We start from the raw sequence: 22,951 nt of genomic DNA, 5'->3' as shown, positions 1-22,951 counted from the left end.
CAGTCTAGTGATTATGGCGCGGCAGCTTTTTGGAAGTGCCGCGATATTTGAGCGCGAAGTCCATCACGCCGCCCTCACCCAGCTGGCCGGTCTTCTCGCGGAAAATCTCTTCCCACGGCGTATTGCTTTCAGGCACCGGCGGAGCGGGGTCCTCGGCCTTGCGCCGTGCGATCTCCGCATCTTCCACCAGCGCGTTGCAGGTGCCCGCGTTCAGGTCCACCCGGATCAGATCGCCCGTGCGCAGCCATGACAATCCGCCGCCCGCCGCGCTTTCGGGCGAGCAGTTGAGGATGGAGGGGCTGTCGCTGGTGCCCGATTGCCGCCCGTCGCCCAGCGTTGGCAGACATGTCTTGCCCGCACGGATCAGCGCATCTGGCGGCTGCATATTGACCACCTCGGCACTGCCCGGCCAGCCGATCACGCCCGCCCCGCGGATCACGAGGATGCAATTGTCGTCAATCTCCAGCGCGGGATCGTTGATGCGGTGGTGGTAATCATCGGACCCGTCAAACACCACGGCGCGCGATTCAAACACGCCTTCCTGCCCGGGGCGTGAGAGGTAGCGGGCGCGGAATTCATCCGAGATGACGGAAGTTTTCAAGATGCCGAAATCGAACAGATTGCCGCTCAGCACCAGGAATCCGGCCTTGTCCATCAGCGGATCGGCAAAAGGGCGGATCATCTCGCGGTCATTGCTTTCGCGGCCCGCGAGGTTCTCCTCCAGTGTCGCGCCGGTGCAGGTCAGGCTGGAGCCGTGCAATTTGCCCGCCTGCAACAATTCCCACATCACCGCGGGCACGCCGCCCGCGCGGTGGAAACGCTCACCCAGGTATTTGCCCGCAGGCTGCATGTTGAGCAGCAGCGGCAGGTCATAACCATGATCCTGCCACGCCGCGCCTTCCAGTTCGACACCGGCATGGGCGGCCATCGCCTGAATATGCGGCTGGGCATTGGAAGACCCGCCACAGGCGCTGACCACGGCGATGGCATTGAGGAAGGCCTCGCGCGTCAGGATACGGCTGGGACACAGGTCCTCATGCACCATTTCGACAATCCGCCGCCCGGTGCGATAGGCCATCTGCCCGCGCTCCCGATATGGCGCGGGGATCGCTGCGCAGCCGGTGAGCGACAGGCCAATCGCCTCGGCCACCGCATTCATCGTGCTGGCCGTGCCCATCGAATTGCAATGGCCGGCGCTGGGCGCGCTGGAGGTGGCGCGGCGGAGGAATTCCTCCTCGTCTATCTCGCCCGCCGCCAGCTTGCGGCGGCTGCGCCAGATGACCGTACCCGATCCGACCAGCTCGCCTTCATGCCAGCCATCCAGCATCGGCCCGCCCGAAAGGACGATGGCGGGAATATCCACCGTGCTGGCCGCCATGATCTGGCTGGGCGTGGTCTTGTCACACCCCGTTGTCAGCACCACGCCATCGATCGGATAGCCATTGAGCAGTTCGACCAGCCCCAGATACAGCAGGTTGCGATCGAGCGCGGCGGTCGGCCTGCGGCAATTCTCGAAGATCGGGTGCACCGGGAATTCGATAGGGATGCCGCCCGCATCGCGGATGCCGTCGCGCGTGCGCCTGGCGAGATCGATGTGGATGCGGTTGCAGGGCGACAGGTCACTGCCGCTTTGTGCGATGCCGATGATCGGCTTGCCGCTGCGCAGTTCCTCCGGCGTAACGCCGTAATTCATGAAGCGCTCAAGATAGAGCGCGGTCATGTCCATCCGCTCGGGATTGTCGAACCAGTCCCTTGATCGCAGGCGGCGTTTCTGGTCGGTCATGTCATGTCAGGCGCGCTGGCCGCGCGATGCGAGCGAGGGGGCGGCATCGGATTCACGCCGCACCAGCGTGTAGGGCAGCGTCTTTTGCTCCGCCTTGATGCGGTCCCCCGCGCGCTTGCTGCGCAGGATCCGCATGATCGCTTCAACTGCCCAAGCGGTCATTTCCCGGATCGGCTGACGAATGGTGGTGAGCTCCGGCCAGATCGAGCTGGCCATGTCGGTATCGTCGAATCCGCACACGGTGATATCGTTGGGCACATCCAGATGCCGCCTGTGCGCCACGGCCACGGTGGCTGCGGCCATATCGTCATTGGAAGCGAAGATGGCGGTGGGCCTTGGCTCCACGGACAGCAGCTTTTCTGCGCCCTGCATGCCTGACCGGTATGTGAAACGGCCCTGCACGATCAGTTCCTGCGGGGTTTCCAGCCCGGCATCGCGCATGGCGGCAAGATAGCCGTTGAGGCGCCTGTCGGCCGCCACCTGTTCGGGATTGCCGATGATGAAGCCGATCCGCTCATGCCCCAGGCCGATGATGTGCTTGGTCATGTCATAGGCGGCCTGGTAATCGTCGATCAGCACGGCGCCTTGCGTGCCCGTTGCCTTGCCCGGCCCCACGGCCACGGCAATGCCATCCAGTTCTGCCACCAGATCGAGAACGCTCTGATCGTCGCACAGCGGCGGCGGCAGGATGAAGCCCCTGATCCCGCCTTCCGACAGGCTGCGCATCAGGTGCTTGGCATCGGTGACATTATCGCAGCTCTGCACCACCAGCTGAATGTCGCGTTTGCTCGCCTCTTCCAGCGCGCCCATCAGGAATTCGCTGAGATAGGAGGCGGAAGGATTATCGAACAGCAGCGCGATGCGCGCCTGCTCTCCGCCTGCCAGGCTGCGCGCCGCGCGGTTGGGCGAATAATTGAGCCGGGCAATCGCCTCCAGCACCTGTTCGCGCGTCGCATCGCGCACATTGCCCTCGTCATTGATGACGCGGCTCACCGTCATGGGTGAGCAGTGCGCCTCACGCGCGACATCGGCGATGGTTGGCGCACCATTGCGGCGGCGGCCTCCCCGTGCGTTACGCGCTGTTTTGCTCGGTCCGGTTTCAGCCATAATTCAGGCCATAGACCGCCCGTTGCAGGAACGGCAAGTATCCGATCATTGACCCGGTGCCTCCGGAAATTCGAGGCCGCGATAATAGTCCAGCGGATGGGCCGGTGGCTCTGCGCCTGCGGGCAGGCTCAGCCCGTTCACAGACTGCCAGTAAGCCAGCGAGGCATCGCGCCACCAGCGCGCCTCACGCTGCTGAATGGCGAGCATTTCCGACACTGCGCGGAAGCGCTCTTCATCGACATATTCGGAGAGGGTGGACCATGTTTCGGCCATCGTATCGACCTTCGCGGCACCCCTGTCGTAATGCCAGACAAGTTCTTCCCACAGCGTCCGGCCGGAACGCATCTGATGGTTCCAGCCGACATGGTGGAACCACAGCAGCAAGGCCGGGTCGATCGTTTCGGGATCGGACCACCGCGCAGCGATGGCGGACGCATATTGGCCGAGAGCATTGCTGCCCGTTGCGCTACGATCGAATCCGATCCCCTCCGCATCGGCGCGGCTGTAATAGCAGGGGTTCCATTCGGGGCGCGGCAGGTCGCACACCCAGGGGCCGGGACCGTAGTGGTGGCCGGTCGCCATCTGGTGCGCGAGGCCGAGCGGGGTCATGTAATCGACCACCGCCTCGCGGCTTTCGAGCATCATCGGCACCGCCGCACCCAGGAATTGCGGATCGCGGCTGAAGGTCTGCGCCGCCCATTCCCGCGCGATCTGATCGCTGGACAGCTGCGGGTTCCACGCCAGCCGCCCGAAGGCATACCAGTTCGCCTGATCGAAGTCCGATCCTGTCCAGTTGCGATCAGACCCGGTGTTGGCCACGCCCGCCATGCCCACCGGCGCCACGACCTGCGCCACAGTCCGGACTACCGTGCCACCGTGCCCGGTGTCCGCGTCGAGCACTTCCTCCCACATGGGCGCGAGAAAGGCGAGATGGCTGGCAAAGCCGAGATATTCCTTGGTCACCTGCGCTTCCAGCATCAGATGCGTATTCGGCATGGCCCCGAACATCGGATGGAAAGGTTCGCGCGGCTGGAAATCGACCGGGCCGTTCTTGACCTGCACGATCACATTGTCAGCAAACTGCCCGTCCAGCGGCACGAATTCATTATAGGCCTGCATCGCCCGGTCGGTCTCGTCATCGGCGGAATAGACGAAGGCGCGCCAGATCACCGTGCCCCGGTCGCCCAGCGCGGCGGCCAGCATGTTGGCGCCGTCGGCATGGCTGCGGCCATAGTCCTGCGGGCCGGGCTGGCCTTCGGAATTGGCCTTGACCAGAAAGCCGCCAAAATCGGGAATGGCGGCGTAGATTTCGTCCGCCTTGGCCTGCCACCACGCTGCCACGGCTGGATCGAGCGGGTCTGCGGTGGCCAGTCCGCAGATGTCCACAGGGGCACTGAAGCGCGCAGAGAGGAACACACGAATACCATAAGGGCGCCATGCGTCCGCCAGCCGCGCCAGCTTGGCGATATAGTCCGGTTCCAGCATGAAGGCGCGCGCATTCACATTATTTACCGCCACGCCGTTGATGCCGATGCTGGCATTGGCGCGGGCATAGTCGATCATCCGCTGGTCCAGCCGGTCTGGCAGGTGCCACCAGTCGAAGATCGAGCGTCCGGCATATCCGCGCTCCACATGGCCATCGGGATTGTCCCAGTGGTTGAGCATGCGCAGCGGCATGGCGGGCGCCTCGTCCAGCGTTATGCTTGCCGGGTCATGGCCCAGCGATAGCTCGCGCAGCAAACCGAAAGCGCCGTATATGCAGGCCCCATAATCGCCGCCGGTAATGCGCAGGCCGCGGCGACCGGCTTCGCGAAAAGGCGTAACAATGAACCGCTCCGGATTCATGTCCATCATGCCTTCGCAGGCTACTTCAATGATCCCGTTGCCACTGGGCCTGGCTTTTGCGCGGTCCCCGAGCAGCGAGACAATTCCCCGCGCCAGTTCGTCGGCCGCAGCTGCTAGCGTTGGGTCAATATATCCGGCGTGGTCATTGATGCGAATCTCCGGGTCAAACCGCGCCAGCCGCTCCAGCGCTTCCCCCTCCAGCGGGGCATAACGCAGCCACAGGCCATAGCCATCCTCGGCCCGTGCAGCAGGCGCAAGGGCGAGCGCGGCACAAAGCAGCACAAGACCCGTCGCAAGGCGGTTGACAAGCTCTCTCCCTCTCATCATGGTAGCGCTACCACAAGACGCCTCACAGTCAAGTCGCGGCGCTCGGGAGAGGGATTTATTTATGCGCAAATTGTTGCGCGCCAGCCTGGCCGCCAGTGCCGGTATCATGGCGCTTTCAGGTCCGATAGCAACCCAGTCGATGGCGCAGGACGCCTCACATCAGGTCGCGCGGCCCATGGCCGATGCGCCGTACTGGAATGCATCGCTGCCCACCGATCAGCGCGTGGCAGACCTGCTGGCGCGGATGACGCTGGACGAGAAGATCGCCCAGATCACCACCATCTGGGACAATAAGGTGGAAATCCAGGACGCGGATTTTGCCTTCAGCCCGGCCCGGGCCAGCGCCGTGCGCCCGCACGGCATCGGCATGATCGCCCGCCCGTCTGACCTGACAGGCCCCACCAGCCCGCGCGAAAATCCGCCGCGCTCAATCGAGGACAGCCTCGCATATGTGCATGCGGTGCAGGACTGGGCGCGCTCCTCCACGCGGCTGGGCATTCCCGTGCTGTTCCATGAAGAATCGCTGCACGGCCTGGCCGCACTCAATGCCACCAGCTTCCCGCAATCCATCGGCATGGCGTCCAGCTGGGACCCCGGTCTGGTGCGCGACGTGAATGACTATATCGCCAGCGAAGTGCGCGCGCGCGGCGTGCATCTGGTGCTTTCCCCGGTGGTGGACGTGGCGCTGGATCCGCGCTGGGGCCGGATTGAGGAAACCTTTGGCGAGGACCCCTTCCTGGTTGGCGAGATGGGCGTTGCCGCGGTGGAGGGTCTGCAGGGTCCGGGCCGCGATCACCGCCTGCGCGATGGGCAGGTGTTTGCCACGCTCAAGCACATGACCGGCCACGGCCAGCCCGAAAGCGGCACCAATGTCGGCCCCTCACAAGTGTCCGAACGCACCTTGCGCGAGGTGTTCTTCCCGCCGTTTGAGCAGGTGGTGCGCCGCACGGCCATCGGCGCGGTGATGGCCAGCTACAACGAAATTGACGGCGTGCCTTCGCATTCCAGCAAATGGCTGCTGGGCGATATATTGCGCGGCGAATGGGGTTTTGGCGGCGCGGTCGTCTCCGATTATTATGCCATCGAACAGATGGCGCAGATCCACCATGTCGCGCCCGATATTGCCACCGCTGCGCGCATGGCGCTGGCGGCCGGGGTGGATATCGATCTGCCCGTGGGCGCGGCCTATTCCACGCTGGCGCAATCCGTGGCCGATGGCACGGTGGATATCGCTACAATCGATCAGGCCGCAGCGCGCATATTGACGATCAAGTTCGATGCCGGCCTGTTTGAAAATCCCTATGGCGATCTGGCAGCGGCGCAGCGGTCCAACACCGCAGAGGGCATTGCCCTGGCGCGGCGCGCGGCGGAAAGCTCTCTGGTATTGCTCAAGAACGATGGCGTGCTGCCGCTTGCCCTGCCCGCTGCCGGCGGGGAGCGTCCCACGATCGCGGTTATCGGGCCCAATGCCGATGTTGCGCGGCTGGGCGGCTATTACGGCATTCCGCGCGCGACCGTGTCTCCGCTGGCGGGCATTCGCGAACTGGTGGGTAACCGGGCCGACATCGTCCATGCGCAAGGCGTGGTGATTACCGAGGATGATGACTGGTGGGCCGATGAGGTGACGCTGGCCGATCCGGCAGAAAACGCCGCCCGCATTGCCGAGGCTGTCGAGGCTGCACGCGATGCCGACACCATATTGCTGTTCATCGGCGATACCGAACAGACCAGCCGCGAGGGCTGGGCCGATGGCCATCTGGGCGATCGCACCGATCTGGACCTGGTGGGGCAGCAGAACGATCTGTTCCTTGCGTTGAAGGCTCTGGGCAAGCCGATTGTCGCGGTACTGGTGAACGGCCGCCCGCCCAGCTATCCCGCTGTTGCCGAGGGTGCCGATGCCATTCTGGAAACCTGGTATGCGGGTGAGCAGCAGGGCCATGCCATTGCCGATGCGCTGTTCGGGCGGATCAATCCGGGCGGCAAACTGCCCGTCACCGTGGCGCGCGATGTGGGCCAGCTGCCGGTGTTCTACAACTACAAGCCCAGCGCGCGGCGCGGCTATTTGTTCTCCGAAGTCAGCCCGCTTTATCCGTTCGGCTATGGTCTGTCCTACACCAGCTTTGCCTTCGATGCGCCTATCCTTTCGGCCAGCAGCATCACCGCAGGCCAGGGCGTGACCGTGCGCGTGCCGGTGACCAACACCGGCAGCATGGCGGGCGATGAAGTGGTGCAGGTCTATCTGCGCGACGATATCAGCACCGTCACCCAGCCGGTGAAGGAACTGGTCGGCTTTTCCCGCGTCACACTTGATCCGGGCGAAACGCGCATGGTCGATATCGCCATCCGCCCGCAGAGCTTTGCGCTGTGGAACCGCGATATGGAGCAGGTGGTGGAGCCGGGGACGTTCACCATCATGACCGGTCCCAATTCGCGCGACGTGACTGAAACCGTGCTGACGGTGACACCGTGATTGCCGGTCTGGCCAGTCGCCGCGGCACACTGAAGCTGCTGGCGGGCGGAAGCCTTTCGGCAATGGCGGTGGCGTATGCGCCAATGGCTTTCGCGCAAGGCTCCGCGCCGATCTACAAGGATGCCGCCGCTCCCATTCCGGCGCGCGTGGCAGACCTGCTGGCGCGCATGACACTGGCCGAAAAGATCCAGCAGATACGCACCGCCTGGCAGGGCAAGGCCGATATGATCGACGATCTGGCCTTCAATCCGGCCAAGGCCAGCGCCGCATTCCCCGATGGCATCGGCCATGTCACCCGTCCGTCCGACAAGCGCGGCGTGCCCGGCATATCGGGCGCGGCAGGCGGCACGGCGGCGCGCTGGCGCACTCCGCGCCAGACGGTGGAGTTCATCAATGCGCTGCAACGCTGGGCGCTGGAAGATACGCGGTTGGGCATTCCCGTACTGCTGCATGAGGAATCGCTGCATGGCTACATGGCCACGGAAGCGACCATGTTCCCGCAGGCCATCGCGCTGGCGGGCACTTTCGATACCGACCTGATGCGCCGCGTGCAGTCCGTGATCGCCCGCGAAGTGCGCGCGCGCGGCGTGCCGCTGGTGCTCTCCCCCGTGGTGGATATCGTGCGTGACCCGCGCTGGGGCCGGATTGAGGAAACCTGGGGTGAGGACCCCTATCTGTGCGGCGAAATGGGCGTTGCCGCAGTGGAAGGCCTGCAAGGCGCGGGCAAGTCTGAGAAGCTGGGCGCGGACAAGGTTTTCGCCACGCTGAAGCACATGACCGGCCACGGCCAGCCCGAAGCGGGCAACAACATCAGCCCGGCGCAGATATCCGAGCGGGAACTGCGCGAGAATTTCTTCCCGCCCTTCCGCGAAGTGGTGCGCCGCACCTCCATCGGCGCGGTCATGCCCAGCTATAATGAGATCGACGGCGTGCCCAGCCACGCCAGCACCTGGCTGCTGGGCGATATCTTGCGCGGCGAGTGGGGCTTTGATGGGGTGATCGTCTCCGATTACGGCGGCGTGCATGAACTCGCCACGCTGCACCATGTGGCGCTGAATGAAGCCGACGCAGCCCATCAGGCGCTGCTGGCCGGTGTCGACAGCGAACTGCCCGAAGGCCGCGCCTATGCGCTGCTGGAGGATGAGGTGAACGCCGGGCGCATTCCGGTGGAGCTGATCGACCGGTCCTGCGCGCGCATGCTGACATTCAAATTCCGCGCCGGCCTGTTCGAAAATCCCTATGGCGACTGGCAGAAGGCGCAGCGCATCACCGGCAATGCGGAGGCGCGCGCGCTGGCTCTGGAAGCGGCGCGCAAGAGCATCTGCCTGCTGACCAACAGGAATGGCGCTCTGCCTCTGGACCAGGCGAACATGGGCCGCGTGGCGGTGATCGGACCCAATCATGCGATTGCCCGGCTGGGTGGCTATTCCTCCGTACCGAAGCAGACGATTTCGCTGATCGAAGGGCTGCGACAGGTCGCGCCCACTGCCGATTTCGTCACCGCGCAGGGCGTGTTCATCACCACCAGCGAAGACCGATCACAGGACATTATCGAACTGGCCGACCGGGCGCGGAACCTGCGCCTGATTGCCGAGGCTGTTGCGGTTGCGCGCACCGCAGACACCATCGTGGTGGCCATCGGCGATACCGAACAGACCAGCCGCGAAGGCTTTGCCGCCAACCATCTGGGTGACCGCACCCAGATCGATATCGTCGGCGAGCAGAACGCGCTGGTCGATGCGTTGGCCGCACTGGGCAAGCCGCTGGTGGTGTGCGCCATCAATGGCCGTCCGCCCAGCTGGCCCAATGTGGTCGAGAAAGCCGATGCGCTGCTCGAGTGCTGGTATCCGGGGCAGGAAGGCGGCGTGGCGATGGCGGAGGCCTTGCTCGGCCAGGTCAATCCGGGTGGCAAGCTGCCGGTCAGCGTGGTGCGCAATGCCGGGCAGATCCCGCTGTTCTACAACCGCAAGCCCAGCTCCCGCCGCGGCTATCTGTTCGATGACGCGGCGCCCTTGTTCCCCTTTGGCCACGGGCTTTCCTATACCGACTTCACCATCTCCGCCCCGCGCGTGGCCAAACAGGCTTTCGCCGCTGATGAGAGCGTCGAGGTGGAAGTGGACATCACCAACAGCGGCAGAACTGCGGGCGATGAAGTGGTGCAGCTTTATATCACCCGCAGCGAGGTTTCGGTCACCAGGCCGGTGCTGGAACTGAAGGGCTTCCGGCGGGTGACCTTGCAGGCGGGCGAAAGCCGCACCTTGCGCTTCACCCTTGCGCCGCAGCAGCTCGCCTTCTGGAACAGTGATATGGAAGAAGTGAATGAGCCGGGGCCGGTAACTCTTTCGGCCGGCAGCAGCAGCGCCCGGCTGCACTCCACCCAGATCGAGGTTATCTGACAATGCGCAATGCCCTTCCCATGACCCGCCGCTCTGCCCTGGCAGGCATGGCCGCACTGCCGCTGATCGGCTGCGGCGCGGAGGAGTTGATAGGCTCCTCCCCCACGTCCACACCGGCCCCCGTGTCACCGCCCGCCACGCAGTTTCCAACCGTTGCGGGCAGCCTTGATGGGGCCGCAAGCCGTTCTGGCCGGCGCTTTGGCAGCGCGATCTCGTGGAATGGCGGCACCACCGGCGGATCGATCCAGAACCCGCGCTATGCCGATGTGGTGAAGGCCGAATGCGGCCTGCTGGTGCCGGAAAACGAAATGAAGTGGCAGTTCACCCGCCCTTCGCCCGATGTTTATGATTTCGCCCGCATGGATGCGATTGCCGAATTTGCGCGGACCAATGGCAAGGCGCTGCGCGGGCATACCTTGCTGTGGCACCGCCCGCGCTGGTTCCCGGACTGGCTCAACAATTACGATTACGGCGCCAATCCCGCGCGCGAGGCCGAGCGCCTGCTGACCGACCATATCCGCACGGTGACGGATCGCTATCGCGGACAGATCGCCAGCTATGATGTGGTCAATGAGGCCATCGATCATGATCGCAACGCCACCATTGAGACCAGCATGAGCCGCGCAATGGGCAGCCCCGAAGCGGTGATGGACCTGGCGTTCCACACCGCGCGCGAACAGCTGCCCGATGGCGAGCTGGTGTATAATGATTACATGAGCTGGGAACCCGCCCATGCAGCGCATTGCAACGATGTGCTGCGCCTGCTGGAGGGCTTCCGCAAGCGCAACGTGCCGGTCGATGCGCTGGGCATCCAGTCTCACATAGAGATTTATTCGGTTGATCCGGCCACCGGCGTTGGCCCCTATCGCGAGCGCGAATGGCGCGACTTCATCGATGAGGTCGTGGGCATGGGTTACAAGCTGCTGATCACCGAATTCGACGTGAAGGACAAGGCGCTCCCATCCGCTGTCGCGCTTCGTGACGAGAAGGTGGCCGATTACACGCGTCGCTATTTCGATGTGATGCTCGATTATGCCGAGCTGTCGGACATTCTGGCGTGGGGCATGGTGGACCAGTTCAACTGGTTGCAGGGCTTTGCCCCGCGCGATGACGGGATGGAGGTGCGCGGAACGCCCTATTCCTCCACCTATCAGCCCAAGCCGATGCGAGAGGCGCTGGCCGCTTCGCTGTTGGACGCCGCAAGCTAATCCCTTCGCGCCGACTGCCGCGCTTGATGGCGCGCAGTCTGGCGGGAAGTCCCCCGCTCACACTCCACACAAGCAAAAGGCCGGCACCAGGTGCCGGCCTTTTTCTTTGCCCGGAAAGGAGTCACCCGGGATTTCGAGGGGGCCGCCCAGGGAGTGCGGCAGCCCCTTCGTTTCAATTATATCCCGCCAGCCCTCAGAACTGACCGCGCAGGATGAAGGAGAACCGGCGATCGTTCATGAAGTATGAGCGCGGTGCCAGCGCACCCGGATCACCGGTATAGGCCTGCAAGGTGGTGGTCACTTCGTTGAGCAGGTTGACGCCCTGCACACCCACCTTGAGGTTATCCGTCAGGCTGTAGAAGATCGACGCATCGAGCTGCCCGGTATCGTCATTGAAGATCGAATAATACGGGAAGATCACGTCGGTCGCCGTCAGCAGGAACTTCGACCGCCAGTTGTAGGCGGCGCGCATGGACAGCGGACCCTGCTCGAAGAACACCGTGACATTGGCATTGTGACGAGAGAGCTGTTCAAGCGGCAGATTGCCCGCCGGAACGGTGGAGGTGTTCGGAATATTGCCACCGTTGAGGAAGGTGTTGGGCAGGCCGGAACTGTCGATGAATGTGTAGTTCGCCGACATGCCAAGTCCGCCAAGCAGGCTCGGCAGGAAGTCGTAGGTCTGCTGGTAAGCCAGCTCGAAACCCTTGACCTTGCCGCTGCCATCGAAGTTGGCCGGACCGCGCACCAGCACATTCTGCGTGACGCCATTGTTGGTGATCGACCTGTTCGTCACGTCCTGGAAGAAGAAGTCCTTCACATTCTTGTAGAACAGGTTGCCGGTAAGCGAGCCGACCGTATCGAAATACCATTCGGCGGTCAGATCGAACTGCCATGCAGAAGCCGGACGGATCGAGGGGTTACCCGCGTTCGCCGTCAGATTGCCGCTCTGGTCCAGACCCAGCGTCAGGAAGTTGCGCAGATAGGAATTGTCCGGACGCGTGATCACCTTCGACGCTGCAAAGCGCAGCAACAGTTCCGGCGTGACTTCGAAGCGGACATTGAAGCTGGGCAGCCAGTAATCATAGCTGGTGCCAGCGATATCCGACCTGGTCGTCCCGTCGGCAAAGGTTTGCAGGTCGGCATAACCAGCCGGACCAAGCAGACAGACGCCGCCCGGTGACTGCGCCTCGGTGCCCGGAGGGGCGCCATCCGGGACGGTCGGTTCGCAGCGGACATCGTAATCGTCGACAATGTTGAACTGCTGCTGCGTGCCGACACCGATGCTGCCGATCGAACGGACATCGGTGCTGACGTAGCGAACGCCGATATTGCCGCCCAGACGATGGCCGCCCAGGAAATCATCCGAACCGAAGTTCAGCATGATATAGGCCGACTTGTCATCCTGCGAGATGGGCTGGATGTCCGCCGGCAGATACGGCGTTCCGGCGATTGCTCCATCGCGGCCCGACAGGGGATTCCACGAGGGGTTGGCGCCGTAGACGCGTGCCTGATCCTGAATCGACTGGAAGAAGGCAACGCTGCCGGCATAATCCTGCGTCAGATTGCCATTGTAGTAGAACCCACCCTGCGGTCCGGGCACCTGGCCGCGGAAGAAATTGGGGAATTCGTAATAGTCCGAAGAACCGGCCGGTGTGTCGGCAAAGTTGATCGGACGGCTGCCGCTCCACACTTCGCTGAGCATGCCCCAGTTATAGGTGGTGTAGCGAACCGTCTGGTCGCGGTCCTGATAACGGCCACCGACCTTGACCCGGCGGATGAACGAATCATCGTCGAATTCATATTCCAGGTCGGCACGGATGGCATATTGCTCGCCCGTGCTATCCTCGATGTGGTCCATCGCCGCACGCCAGAACTGGAAGCGCGGATCGGCGAAATATTCGGACTCGCTGGCGGCCAGCAGCTGCTCGCTGCCGCGAAGCGCGGGGTCCGGATTTGACCAGGTATAGCCCAGCTGCGCAGGCTTGTGCGGAATGACGACCGGCAGATTGCCCGTCAGATCCAGTTCCTGATCGGCATAGACGGACCCGAACACACTCACGTCGGTGCTCTGCTTGCGAGAGCTGGTGTAGTGCACGTCGATCATCCCATGCAGGCGATCGGTCAGCTGGCTGTCCACGTTGAAGCTGTAGTCGGAGTTGGTCGTCTCATCGAACACCTGACGACGCGCCAGCGATTGCTGCAGGCCGCCAACGGGTACGAAAGGCGAGCCGCCGCCAACCGAAGGATCGTTGGTGTTGGTGGCACCGCGCCAGCCATTGCTGGGATTGGTGATGTAGCCGGACTGGAACAGACCGTTGGCATCATAGGCATAGTTCTCGAACCCGCCGACCGGGCACTGCGCCCGCGTGGTGGGATCGCCCAGCGACCCGTCGGTGTTGATCACATTGGGACCGTTGGCATTCTGTTCGCAGCCCAGCGGATAGGTGCCATATTCGGCCAGATCGGGCGCGGTTTCGTAAGTATATTCGCCCCAGTCACTGGTTGAGTGCGAGCGGATGAATTCCGCCGTGACGGTGGTCCCGCCGTCGAGCGATTCATACTGCGCGGAAACAGCGATACCATCGCGCTTGCGGTTGAATTCCTGCGTGCGGAACTGGCCACCCAGCGGAGCAAACAGGCCGGTGTTGTAATCGGCATAGCCATCAGCTCCGGCAGCCCCGGTCGCGCCACATTCCGATCCGTCAACGGGCAGGGTGAATTCGTCGGCAGTGCCAGGCAGCGGATTGCGGCAAACCTGCACGCCCCCGGTGTTGGCAGAATCAACCAGCGTCCCGTCACGGGTCTGGAAGTTGGTGATCTGCAGGCCATCGGCCCGGCTGCGCACCTGCGAATAGGAACCGCTGACCAGCACGCCAAAGGTACCGGCTCCGGTTTCCCACGTGTTGCTGATCAGGCCGGACAGGTTGGGCGTCCATTCCTTGCTGAAGTCGCCATAATTGGCCTCTGCACTGAAGGCGATCTGGAAGCCGTTGTGATCCAGCGGCTTGCGCGTGATCAGGTTGACCGTACCGGCAAGACCACCTTCGATCATGTCGGCAGTGGCGTTCTTGCTGACGATCACCGAGCCGAGCAGTTCGGAAGGCACATCGGCAAAATTGAGCGCCTGACCGCCGACGCCGGCAGCAAAGGCCGTGCGGCCATTGAATTCGGAGCGAACGAAGTTGAGGCCGCGGATAACCACGCCGGAACCTTCGACCGAGAAGTGATCGGGATCGTTCGAACCGGCAAAGCGGTTGATCGCGATACCCGGCACGCGCTGAAGCGCCTCGGTTACGGAGCGATCAGGCAGGGCGCCGATATCTTCCGCCGTGATTGCATCAACCACAGTGTCCGAATCACGCTTGATGTTCTGGGCCGATGCCAGCGACTGGCGAATACCCGTGACAACGATCAAATCGTCATCATCGGGCGCCGCATCCTGCGCCATCGCCGCGCCGCTGGCGAGCATGCTGCCGATCACAGCGACCGACGCACCCGCCTTCAACAGACTGCGATTAATCCGAAATTCCGCGGCTCCAAGGCCGCCACAAAGCGCAGACGCTTTCCTCACAAGATGTCCCTCCCCATGTTAGCGCTACCATTAATATGTGCAGCGCTGATTTTTTTGTTACCTCACTGCATATCGACGCAATCCCGCCTTGGCAAGAGGGTGTTGTCACGACTAGGATCAACGGCATAAATAGATGTTGATGGATAATTGACCGTGGTGAGTGGAGCGGATGGTAACGATATCACGGAAGTGGTAATCGTCGGGGGAGGCACCGCCGGGTGGATGGCCGCGGCTGCTTTCTCCAAATATTTCGACAATGGAAAACGCCGATTCACATTAGTGGAATCGGACGCAATCGGCACCGTGGGCGTTGGTGAAGCGACGATTCCGCCGCTCAAGAATTTTAACCAGATGCTGGAAATCAACGAGAATGATTTCCTGCGCGAAACGCGCGCAACGTTCAAACTGGGCATCGAATTCGTCAATTGGGGCCAGCAGGGGGACCGCTATTTCCACCCGTTCGGCACCTATGGGCAGGACCTGCACGGCATCCCGTTCCACCAGCTTTATCTGCGTGAACTGGCGCATGGCGGCACCGCCGGGGGCATTCACGAATACTCGATGAGCTCGATGGCGGCGATCATGGGCCGATTCGGCAGGCCCGGACCGGGTGCCAAATCGCTCATTTCGCAGATGTTCTACGCCTTCCATTTCGACGCCGGCCTGTATGCTGCCTTCCTGCGCAGGAAGGCCGAGCAGCAGGGCACAATCCGCCGCGAGGGGCGCATATCAAAGGTCCACCGCGACGGGGAAAGCGGCGATGTGCGCGCAATCGAGCTGGACAGCGGGGAGCGGATCGAGGGCGATCTGTTCATCGACTGCTCCGGCTTTCGCGGCCTGCTGATCGAAGATGCGCTGGAAACGGGGTATGAGGACTGGAGCCACTGGCTGCCGATGGACCGGGCGATTGCCCTGCCCACCTCCAACATCAACTCACCGCCACCTTTCACCCGCGCAACGGCGCATGGCGCGGGCTGGCAGTGGCGCATCCCCTTGCAGCACCGCATGGGCAACGGCCACGTGTTCTCCAGCGCCTATATGGACAGTGAGGAGGCCACCCGCATCCTGCTCGCCAATGTCGAGGGGGAGCCGCTGGCCGATCCGCGTGAGCTGCGCTTTGTCACCGGCATGCGGCGCAAGGCGTGGAACCACAATGTCGTCTCGCTCGGCCTGTCATCGGGCTTTATCGAACCGCTTGAATCAACCAGCATCCACCTGATCCAGAACGGCATCGCCCGCCTGTTTGCGCTGTTCCCCGACAAGCAGATCAGCCCGGTGGAGCGTGACGAATATAACCGCGGGATGCGCGAGCTGTATGAGGACGTGCGCGACTTCATCATCCTGCATTACAAGGCCACCCAGCGCGATGACACGCCGTTCTGGCGCTATGTGCGCGACATGGACGTGCCGGACAGCCTGGCCACGAAGACGGAACTGTGGCGCCTGCACGGGCGCATCTTCCGCGAGAATGCGGAACTGTTTTCCGAACCCAGCTGGATCGCGGTGATGCTGGGGCAGAACATCATCCCGGCCCGCCACGATCCCATCGCCGATACGCTGGACGAGGCCAAGGTCGCCGCCGCCATGGCACAAATGCGCGAAGCCTATCGCCAGACCGCCGAGGGTCTGCCCACACAGGAACAGTTCCTGCGGCAGGCCGGCGCATGGGCGGATACCGGGGCAAACACTGAGGGCGGTGCGGTGGCGGCCCCTGCATGGACTCTCGCTGCATCATGAACGGCGCACCCATCCGCAACATCGTGATCGTGGGCGGCGGAACCGCAGGCTGGATGGCAGCCGCCGCCATATCGAAGATCATGGGCAAAATGCCGGGCCTCTCCATCAGTCTGGTGGAAAGCGAGGCGATTGGCACGGTGGGCGTGGGTGAAGCCACCATCCCGCAGATCAACCAGTTCAACAGCCTGCTGGGCATCGATGAAAACGAATTCGTGCGGGAAACCCATGCGACCTACAAGCTGGGCATCGAATTCGTCGACTGGACGCATATCGGGGACCGCTATGTCCACCCGTTCGGCCATTATGGCATCGACATGCTGGGGATCGAATTTCACCATTTCTGGCTCAGGGGGCTGGAATTGGGAGACAGCCACCCGCTCGATGACTATTCCATCGGCGCGATGGCGGGCAAGGCGGGCAAGTTCTTCTGGCCGCAGCCGGACCAGCCCAATTCCCCGCTCGCACGGCTCGGCTATGCCTTCCAGTTCGATGCGTCGCGCTATGCCCGATTCCTGCGCACGCGCGCAGAAATGCAGGGCGTCACCCGGATCGAGGGCCGCATCACCGAGGTCGAACAGGACGGCGAGAGCGGTTTTGTCACCGGCGTAAAGCTCGAATCGGGTGAGCTGGTGACGGGCGAGCTGTTCATCGACTGCTCGGGCTTTCGCGCGCTGTTGCTGGGCCAGACACTGGGTGTGGAATTTCGCGACTGGAGCAAGTGGCTGCCGTGCGACCGCGCCGTGGCCATGCCCTGCACCCACGGCGGATCGCGGGAGCCGCTCACCCGCTCCACCGCACGCGCCGCCGGCTGGCAATGGCGCATTCCGCTGCAACACCGGATAGGCAACGGCCACGTCTATTCCTCCGCCCATATGAGCGAGGATGAGGCGACGCAGATCCTGATAGACAACCTGGACGGTGAACCATTCGCTGCGCCCAACCATTTGCGCTTTGCCGCAGGCCACCGGGCCAAAGGCTGGGACAGGAATGTGGTCGCGCTGGGGCTTGCGGGCGGTTTTCTGGAACCACTGGAATCGACCGCCATCCATCTGGTGCAATCGGGCATTGCGCGGCTTATGGCGCTGTTCCCCACCACCACATTTTCCGCCAAGGAGATTGAGCGCTTCAACCGCGAGACCGAGCAGGATTACATCGACATCCGCGATTTCCTGGTGCTGCATTACAAGGCCACCACGCGCGACGATTCCGAGTTATGGAACTATTGCCGCAATCTGGAACCGACCGACGGGCTGAAGGAAAAGCTGGAGATGTTCCGCTCCTCCGGCCGGGTGATCCGCGATCATAATGAGCTGTTTACAGAGACCAGCTGGCTCTCCGTCATGGCGTGTCAGGGCATCACGGCGGGTGGTTATCACCCCGCAGCCGATTTGATGAGCGACGAGGAATTGCTGCACCGGCTGGGCCATATCCGGCAGGTGATCGCCACCGCCGTATCGCAGATGCCGACGCAGGAGGATTTCCTGCGCAGCAATGGCAGCGCGATCGATCCGGCCCTGCGCGTCACCTCATGAGCGGTTTGGCAGATCCGCCGCCGCTGGATGAAATCACCGGACCGATCGACCAGCAGCGCTTCGATCAGATACGCGCCGCCAACAGGCCCGTTGTTCTGCGCGGACTGGTGGAGCACTGGCCTGCGGTTGCAGCGGGGCGGCAGGGCGGCGCGGCGATTGTCGCCTATCTGCACCAGTGCGGCAGCGCGCGCCCGGTAACCGCCATCGCTGCAATGCCCGCTGAGAACGGCCGGTTCTTCTACAATTCCGATCTGTCGGGCATGAATTTCGTCAAGGGACAGGGCCAGCTCGGCATGTTCCTGGATGATCTGCTGCGTGCCGCAGACTTGCCGCAGCCGCCGGGGCTGGCGGTGCAGTCTGAAGGGGTGGCGGAACTGCTGCCCGCCTTTGCGCAGGCCAATCGGCTGGACTTGCTGGCCCATGTCCCGGCGCGCATCTGGATCGGCAATCGCATCCGCGTGGCCGCGCATTATGATGTGAAGGAAAATATCGCCTGCTGCGTCTCTGGCCACAGGCGCTTCACTCTTTATCCGCCCGAACAGATCGCCAATCTCTATCCCGGCCCCTTCGAATCCACGCCCGCCGGAACGCCGGTGAGCATGGTTGATGCCCATTCGCCCGATCTTGCCCGCTATCCGCGTTTTGCCGATGCATGGGCCAGCGCGCGTCAGGCCACGCTGGCGCCGGGCGATGCGATCTACATCCCCTATTGCTGGTGGCACGGCGTGGAATCGCTCGATCCGGTCAGCATACTGGTCAACTACTGGTGGAACGATGGCCAGCCTGCCGGAATTGGCGGCCCCTACGATGCGCTGCTCCACGCGCTGCTGGCCTATCGCCACCTGCCGCCAGGGCAGCGCGAAGTGTGGCGCGGGATGCTGGACTATTACGTGTTCGAAAAGTCCGGCGATCCCGCTGCCCACCTGCCAGATCACGCGGCGGGCGTGATCGGCAAGCCCTCACCCGGCCTGTTTGACAAGATGCGCCAGATCATCCGCCAGGCGCTTGGTTGAGCGCGGCGGGGACCTATTCTGACGGCCTGCCTTAAGCCGGTTTGCGCACTCTTGCTTCCGGAAGCGGGCAGGCATTCACCATCCTACCTGCCGCATTTTGGCGTGGTGCATGCCGTCACCTCGTGGATGTAGCGGTTCATGCCGCCCTCAACCCGGAAGGTTTGGCTGGTCGGGGTCCCCGGATGATAGGGCCCGAGGCCCGCATCGATCCAGGAGAAGTTATGGAAGATGCTGACGGCGCCCACGGTCTCATCGATGACATAGCGGCGGCTGCCCGTCTCTATCGGCTGCGGGAACGCCCCCATGGTGCAGGTCTGGCCTTCAGGGTCTCTGCTGCCTGTATAAATGCGGCCCTCCAGCCGGGCACATGGCGTGCCGTGCGGCACCGGCAGTTCGGGGTTGCCCCAATTGTCCAGATACGCGTCGGCCGCCGCCTGGATGGACTCGCGCGTGTCGCGCTGGCCTGCGGGGATCTCGCCCCAGTTCTCAACCTGCGTCTGGGCAAGATGCGCGTCCGCACCGAACACCCAGTCCCCTTCGTCGGTCACCACGGATTCCATTACGGTCACTTCGCCATCGCTCACCTCCATCCGCGTGTGGATCACGTAAGGGTGCGCGTTCGTGGCCGACACGAGTTCTGTGAAAGTGGCGCATTGCTCCGTGTCATAGAAGCTGCGGGTGAAGTCGACCGGCAGGGCCTGGGTCAGTATGCCCGCAGCAATGTCCACGGGCAGATTGTTCTCTCCGTAATACGATTCGGCTGCGAGAGGCACTATCGCGGGCTGGCCGGTCGATTGCGCTTCGACATAGGTCGCTGCCAACTGCCGCAGCATCCCCCGCTCGCACGCCGCCTGCGCATTCGTCGCCGCGGTCATGCCCGCCAGAATGATTGAGCACTTGATCGTGCCTCTTGCCAATTTCGATGGCCGGCTGCCCCATTCACTTTCACTTTTCATGAATATGTCCTCCCCTCAAGGTGCTGGCATCTATTGTGTGCCTGATCCTTGCCCATCTCCCCAGATGGCATGCTTGTGTTCAGGATGTTAGCGCGAAGCTGGCCGAGCAACAACATGCGGGCCGTCAATCGCGGTCAATATTGGTCCGCAGCGTTGTTCGAACCCCAAAACATTCCACACCGGCTTGTCTCTGGAGCCTCTTGCGGAAGCAGGCAGGTGGGCAAGCAGAGGGGGAGGATACAACAACTGTTACAGGCAATTGCCACCAGTCCCGCCATGGTGCCGGACTAAACCTTGGCAAAGCGAACTATCTGTTGCAGGATCACTCCAATAATAATGGCGGGACTCACAGTCCCGATGGAGGGGAAAACATCATGCGCCATCTTTCTGGCTTGCTGTCATCATGCCGGCTGCTTCCTGCGGCCCTTTTGCTGGGCGCGGGAACGGCTGCAAATGCGCAGGCAACTCACGACCATGCAGAGATGCAGGCAGACACAGGCCCGTCGACATCAGCGGTCAGGGAAATGCGCTGGTCCGATCCGGCGGCCTGGCCTTCGGGTGCGGTGCCGGGCGAAGGCGATGCGGTCACCATTGACCGGGACATGCATGTTGTCCTCGATGTCAGCCCGCCTGCGCTGCGCAGCCTGACGATCAGCGGCAAGCTGAGCTTTTCGGACCAGCGCGATATCGATCTGGTGACCGAGTGGATCTATGTTCCCGGCGGTGAACTGGAAATCGGCACAGAGGCCAATCCTCATAAACGCAATGCTTCCATCACGCTGACAGACAATGTCCCGGACGAAGATATCAACACCATGGGCGATCGCGGGATCATGCTCATGCGCGGGACGCTGAACCTGCACGGCAACCGGGAAAATACATGGACCAAGCTGGCCCGGACAGCCGAGCGCGGCTCCGCCCGGATCGAGGTGCTGGACGCCAGCGGCTGGCGTGTAGGTGACGAGATTGTCCTTGCCTCAACCGACTTTAACCCGAGGCAGGCCGAAAGGCGCCATATTACGGCTATCAGCGGCAACACGCTGACGCTGGATAGCGCGCTTGAATACATGCACTTTGGCGAGATCACCTTCGGCGTGGACGAGCGCGGCGAAGTGGGTCTGCTGACGCGCAATATCCGCATTCAGGCATCGGAAGATTCCGAGAGCAATTACTTCGGCGGGCACATCATGGGGATGGTCGGGTCCAAGATGTACGTCGACAGCGTTGAGCTGAGCCGCATGGGCCAGCACATGCATCTGGCGCGTTACCCGCTCCACTGGCACCTGATCGGCGAAGGGGAGGGGCAGTATATCAGGAATGCGGCCATCCACGACACCTTCAGCCGCTGCGTGACGGTGCATGGCACCAACAATCTGCTGGTAGAAAACAATGTGACTTTCAACACCGTGGGTCACTGCTTTTTCATGGAAGACGGGATCGAAACGGGCAACCAGTTCGTCCGCAACCTCGGCATCCAGACCAAGTGTCACCCGACGCTGCCGTGCGAGCCGACCAACCTGACCGATGCGGCCCGGGGCAGCCGGGGTCAGCAATCCGACCACATATTGATCCCTTCGGACAATACCGTCTCCACTTTCTGGATCACCAATCCGGACAATATCTATCGTGACAACGTGGCTGCCGGGTCGGACGCGGTCGGCTTCTGGATCGCCCTGCCCGCGCACCCGACCGGACAGTTCGAAGGATCGGAGATCAGTGCCCAGACCTGGCCACGCCGGATGCCATTGCGCGAGTTCAGCGGCAACACCGCCCACTCCAATTTTGACAGCCTGATGTTCGACCGGGGCCCTTCGCCCGATGGCACTTTCAATGTCGGCGGTGCCGGGCATATTGCCTATAATGATCCGACCGATCCGAGCAGCGGAGCAATACCGTCGGTCGTCGACAGCTACACGGCCTACAAGAACCGCAATGGCGCCATCTGGGGCCGCGGCGAATATCACCTGTTCACCAATCTCAAGCTGGCCGACAACGCCATCGGCTTCACCCATGCGGCGGGCGGCTATGGCGTGGCGCCTTACTCGTCACGGGTACAGGATTCGCTATTCGTGGGCGAAAGCGGCAATATCGGCAATCCCTCGACGCCCGAGGAAATTGCCTATGGCCGCACCTTGCCGCACGTAACGGCGGATTTCCCGATCCGCGGCTACGAATATTACGATTACCGCCATGACGTGGTGAATACGACCTTCGTGAATTACGAACCCAACGATCTGCGCGAAGCGGGTGCGCTGTCCTATCTGCTGTTCACCAGCTTCGGCATGAGCACGGAGAACATGGTCGAGAACGCCACGTTCGTTAACGCCCAGCCAGTTCATTTCCCGCAAATACAGCGCCGCTGGTCGTCGGACTTCGCCGGGCGGGCTGCCTACAGGAGTGCGACGATTCATGACGTCGACGGCTCGGTCAGCGGGACTGCCGGTGCCTACATCGTCATCGATAACGGTATGGCTTCGGCTGAAGACAGCTGTGTAATCAGAGCGAACTGGAATGCCGCCGTGTGCGTTGCCGACATGGGTCGCTTGAGCATCGACGATACGCGCCAGTTCCCCGAATTCGCTGCCGGCCCCGCCACCAATCCGGTTGTCCTTGAACGCAACGGGAAGCGGTTCGAATATAATGGCGAGACGACGATCCCCAGCGGTGCCCAGGTCCGGGTATCGACAGCGAGGGACAGCATGTCGCTTAACCTGCGGGAAATGGACCAAGGCTCTTGGGTGATCTTTGAGCTTCCCGGCTTCGCCGCCCCCGCTGGTAGTGCGCAGTTGGCCAGCATGGACGCCTTGCGCGCCTCAAACCAGACCGCATGGTTCAAGGATGGCGAGACGCTGTGGGTCAAGCTTGTGGTGGAGGACGCCACCGCCGACGGACCTGTGGTCGTACAGGTCGGCACCCTGCGGGCTCAGGCGACCATTGATGTGAGCAGGCAGGCGCCGGTGGCAACAGCTGCGCTGAGTGCTGGAGAGCCCCGGCGCGAATAACGCG

At 62.8% G+C, this 22,951-nt stretch carries 12 protein-coding genes; 7 read left to right on the top strand and 5 right to left on the bottom strand.

What is annotated here, in order from left to right:
• Positions 1-4: 4 nt before the first annotated feature.
• The 3 genes from ABDZ98_RS02750 to ABDZ98_RS02740 are packed head-to-tail and all read right to left on the bottom strand — an operon-like array spanning position 5 to position 5,062.
• Positions 5-1,783: an IlvD/Edd family dehydratase gene (locus ABDZ98_RS02750; protein ID WP_160590330.1), complete on the bottom strand. Its 1,779-nt coding sequence runs from the start codon at positions 1,781-1,783 to the stop codon at positions 5-7.
• Between the two features lie 6 nt (positions 1,784-1,789).
• A complete protein-coding gene (locus ABDZ98_RS02745) occupies positions 1,790-2,890 on the bottom strand; it encodes a LacI family DNA-binding transcriptional regulator (protein ID WP_160590332.1) in 1,101 nt (366 codons plus the stop codon).
• Between the two features lie 45 nt (positions 2,891-2,935).
• Entirely contained in the window at positions 2,936-5,062 is a 2,127-nt protein-coding gene (locus ABDZ98_RS02740) for an alpha-glucuronidase (protein WP_160590334.1), read from the bottom strand.
• A 61-nt stretch (positions 5,063-5,123) separates the two neighbouring features.
• Between ABDZ98_RS02740 and ABDZ98_RS02735 the strand changes: the two genes are divergently transcribed.
• From ABDZ98_RS02735 to ABDZ98_RS02725, 3 genes are all read left to right on the top strand, one after another.
• Positions 5,124-7,532 (top strand): glycoside hydrolase family 3 N-terminal domain-containing protein, encoded by a 2,409-nt coding sequence (locus ABDZ98_RS02735; protein ID WP_160590336.1) that lies wholly within the window; start codon positions 5,124-5,126, stop codon positions 7,530-7,532.
• A 62-nt stretch (positions 7,533-7,594) separates the two neighbouring features.
• Entirely contained in the window at positions 7,595-9,928 is a 2,334-nt protein-coding gene (locus ABDZ98_RS02730; RefSeq protein WP_160591053.1) for a glycoside hydrolase family 3 N-terminal domain-containing protein, read from the top strand.
• 2 nt (positions 9,929-9,930) lie between these two features.
• Positions 9,931-11,136 (top strand): endo-1,4-beta-xylanase, encoded by a 1,206-nt coding sequence (locus ABDZ98_RS02725; protein WP_160590337.1) that lies wholly within the window; start codon positions 9,931-9,933, stop codon positions 11,134-11,136.
• Positions 11,137-11,329: 193 nt separating this feature from the next.
• Here the strand turns inward: ABDZ98_RS02725 and ABDZ98_RS02720 are convergent, their stop codons facing one another.
• The gene (locus ABDZ98_RS02720; RefSeq protein WP_237437416.1) at positions 11,330-14,641 is read right to left on the bottom strand and encodes a TonB-dependent receptor; all 3,312 of its coding nucleotides are present in this window, start codon (positions 14,639-14,641) and stop codon (positions 11,330-11,332) included.
• A 222-nt stretch (positions 14,642-14,863) separates the two neighbouring features.
• Here ABDZ98_RS02720 and ABDZ98_RS02715 point away from each other — a divergent pair, with 222 nt between their 5' ends.
• Genes ABDZ98_RS02715 through ABDZ98_RS02705 form a run of 3 tightly spaced genes read left to right on the top strand, consistent with a single transcriptional unit; the run spans position 14,864 to position 18,989 of the window.
• A complete protein-coding gene (locus ABDZ98_RS02715) occupies positions 14,864-16,444 on the top strand; it encodes a tryptophan halogenase family protein (RefSeq protein ID WP_337190165.1) in 1,581 nt (526 codons plus the stop codon).
• Positions 16,441-17,976 (top strand): tryptophan halogenase family protein, encoded by a 1,536-nt coding sequence (locus ABDZ98_RS02710; RefSeq protein ID WP_160590341.1) that lies wholly within the window; start codon positions 16,441-16,443, stop codon positions 17,974-17,976. Before ABDZ98_RS02715 ends, ABDZ98_RS02710 begins: the two co-directional genes overlap by 4 nt.
• On the top strand, positions 17,973-18,989 hold the full coding sequence (locus ABDZ98_RS02705; RefSeq protein ID WP_160590343.1) for a cupin-like domain-containing protein: 1,017 nt from the start codon (positions 17,973-17,975) through the stop codon (positions 18,987-18,989). The genes ABDZ98_RS02710 and ABDZ98_RS02705 overlap by 4 nt, the downstream gene beginning before the upstream one ends.
• Before the next feature lie 83 nt (positions 18,990-19,072).
• Here ABDZ98_RS02705 and ABDZ98_RS02700 read toward each other — a convergent pair whose 3' ends face one another.
• Positions 19,073-19,945, bottom strand: coding sequence for a DUF8021 domain-containing protein (locus tag ABDZ98_RS02700; RefSeq protein WP_160590345.1), 873 nt, complete (start codon positions 19,943-19,945; stop codon positions 19,073-19,075).
• A gap of 374 nt (positions 19,946-20,319) precedes the next feature.
• Between ABDZ98_RS02700 and ABDZ98_RS02695 the strand changes: the two genes are divergently transcribed.
• Positions 20,320-22,947 (top strand): G8 domain-containing protein, encoded by a 2,628-nt coding sequence (locus ABDZ98_RS02695; RefSeq protein ID WP_160590347.1) that lies wholly within the window; start codon positions 20,320-20,322, stop codon positions 22,945-22,947.
• The last annotated feature ends 4 nt before the right edge of the window (positions 22,948-22,951 follow it).

Origin of the sequence: Alteraurantiacibacter aestuarii (assembly GCF_039523595.1) — a bacterium.
Lineage (GTDB): Bacteria > Pseudomonadota > Alphaproteobacteria > Sphingomonadales > Sphingomonadaceae > Alteraurantiacibacter > Alteraurantiacibacter aestuarii.
This window is presented reverse-complemented; position numbering and strand designations above follow the sequence as displayed.

Coding starts and splice junctions, on each gene's coding strand:
- ABDZ98_RS02700 (WP_160590345.1), bottom strand. CDS start 19,945: ATGAAAAGTGAAAGTGAATGGGGCAGCCGGCCATCGAAATTGGCAAGA.
- ABDZ98_RS02730 (WP_160591053.1), top strand. CDS start 7,595: ATGGCGGTGGCGTATGCGCCAATGGCTTTCGCGCAAGGCTCCGCGCCG.
- ABDZ98_RS02735 (WP_160590336.1), top strand. CDS start 5,124: ATGCGCAAATTGTTGCGCGCCAGCCTGGCCGCCAGTGCCGGTATCATG.
- ABDZ98_RS02695 (WP_160590347.1), top strand. CDS start 20,320: ATGCGCCATCTTTCTGGCTTGCTGTCATCATGCCGGCTGCTTCCTGCG.
- ABDZ98_RS02710 (WP_160590341.1), top strand. CDS start 16,441: ATGAACGGCGCACCCATCCGCAACATCGTGATCGTGGGCGGCGGAACC.
- ABDZ98_RS02725 (WP_160590337.1), top strand. CDS start 9,931: ATGCGCAATGCCCTTCCCATGACCCGCCGCTCTGCCCTGGCAGGCATG.
- ABDZ98_RS02745 (WP_160590332.1), bottom strand. CDS start 2,890: ATGGCTGAAACCGGACCGAGCAAAACAGCGCGTAACGCACGGGGAGGC.
- ABDZ98_RS02750 (WP_160590330.1), bottom strand. CDS start 1,783: ATGACCGACCAGAAACGCCGCCTGCGATCAAGGGACTGGTTCGACAAT.
- ABDZ98_RS02705 (WP_160590343.1), top strand. CDS start 17,973: ATGAGCGGTTTGGCAGATCCGCCGCCGCTGGATGAAATCACCGGACCG.
- ABDZ98_RS02740 (WP_160590334.1), bottom strand. CDS start 5,062: ATGATGAGAGGGAGAGAGCTTGTCAACCGCCTTGCGACGGGTCTTGTG.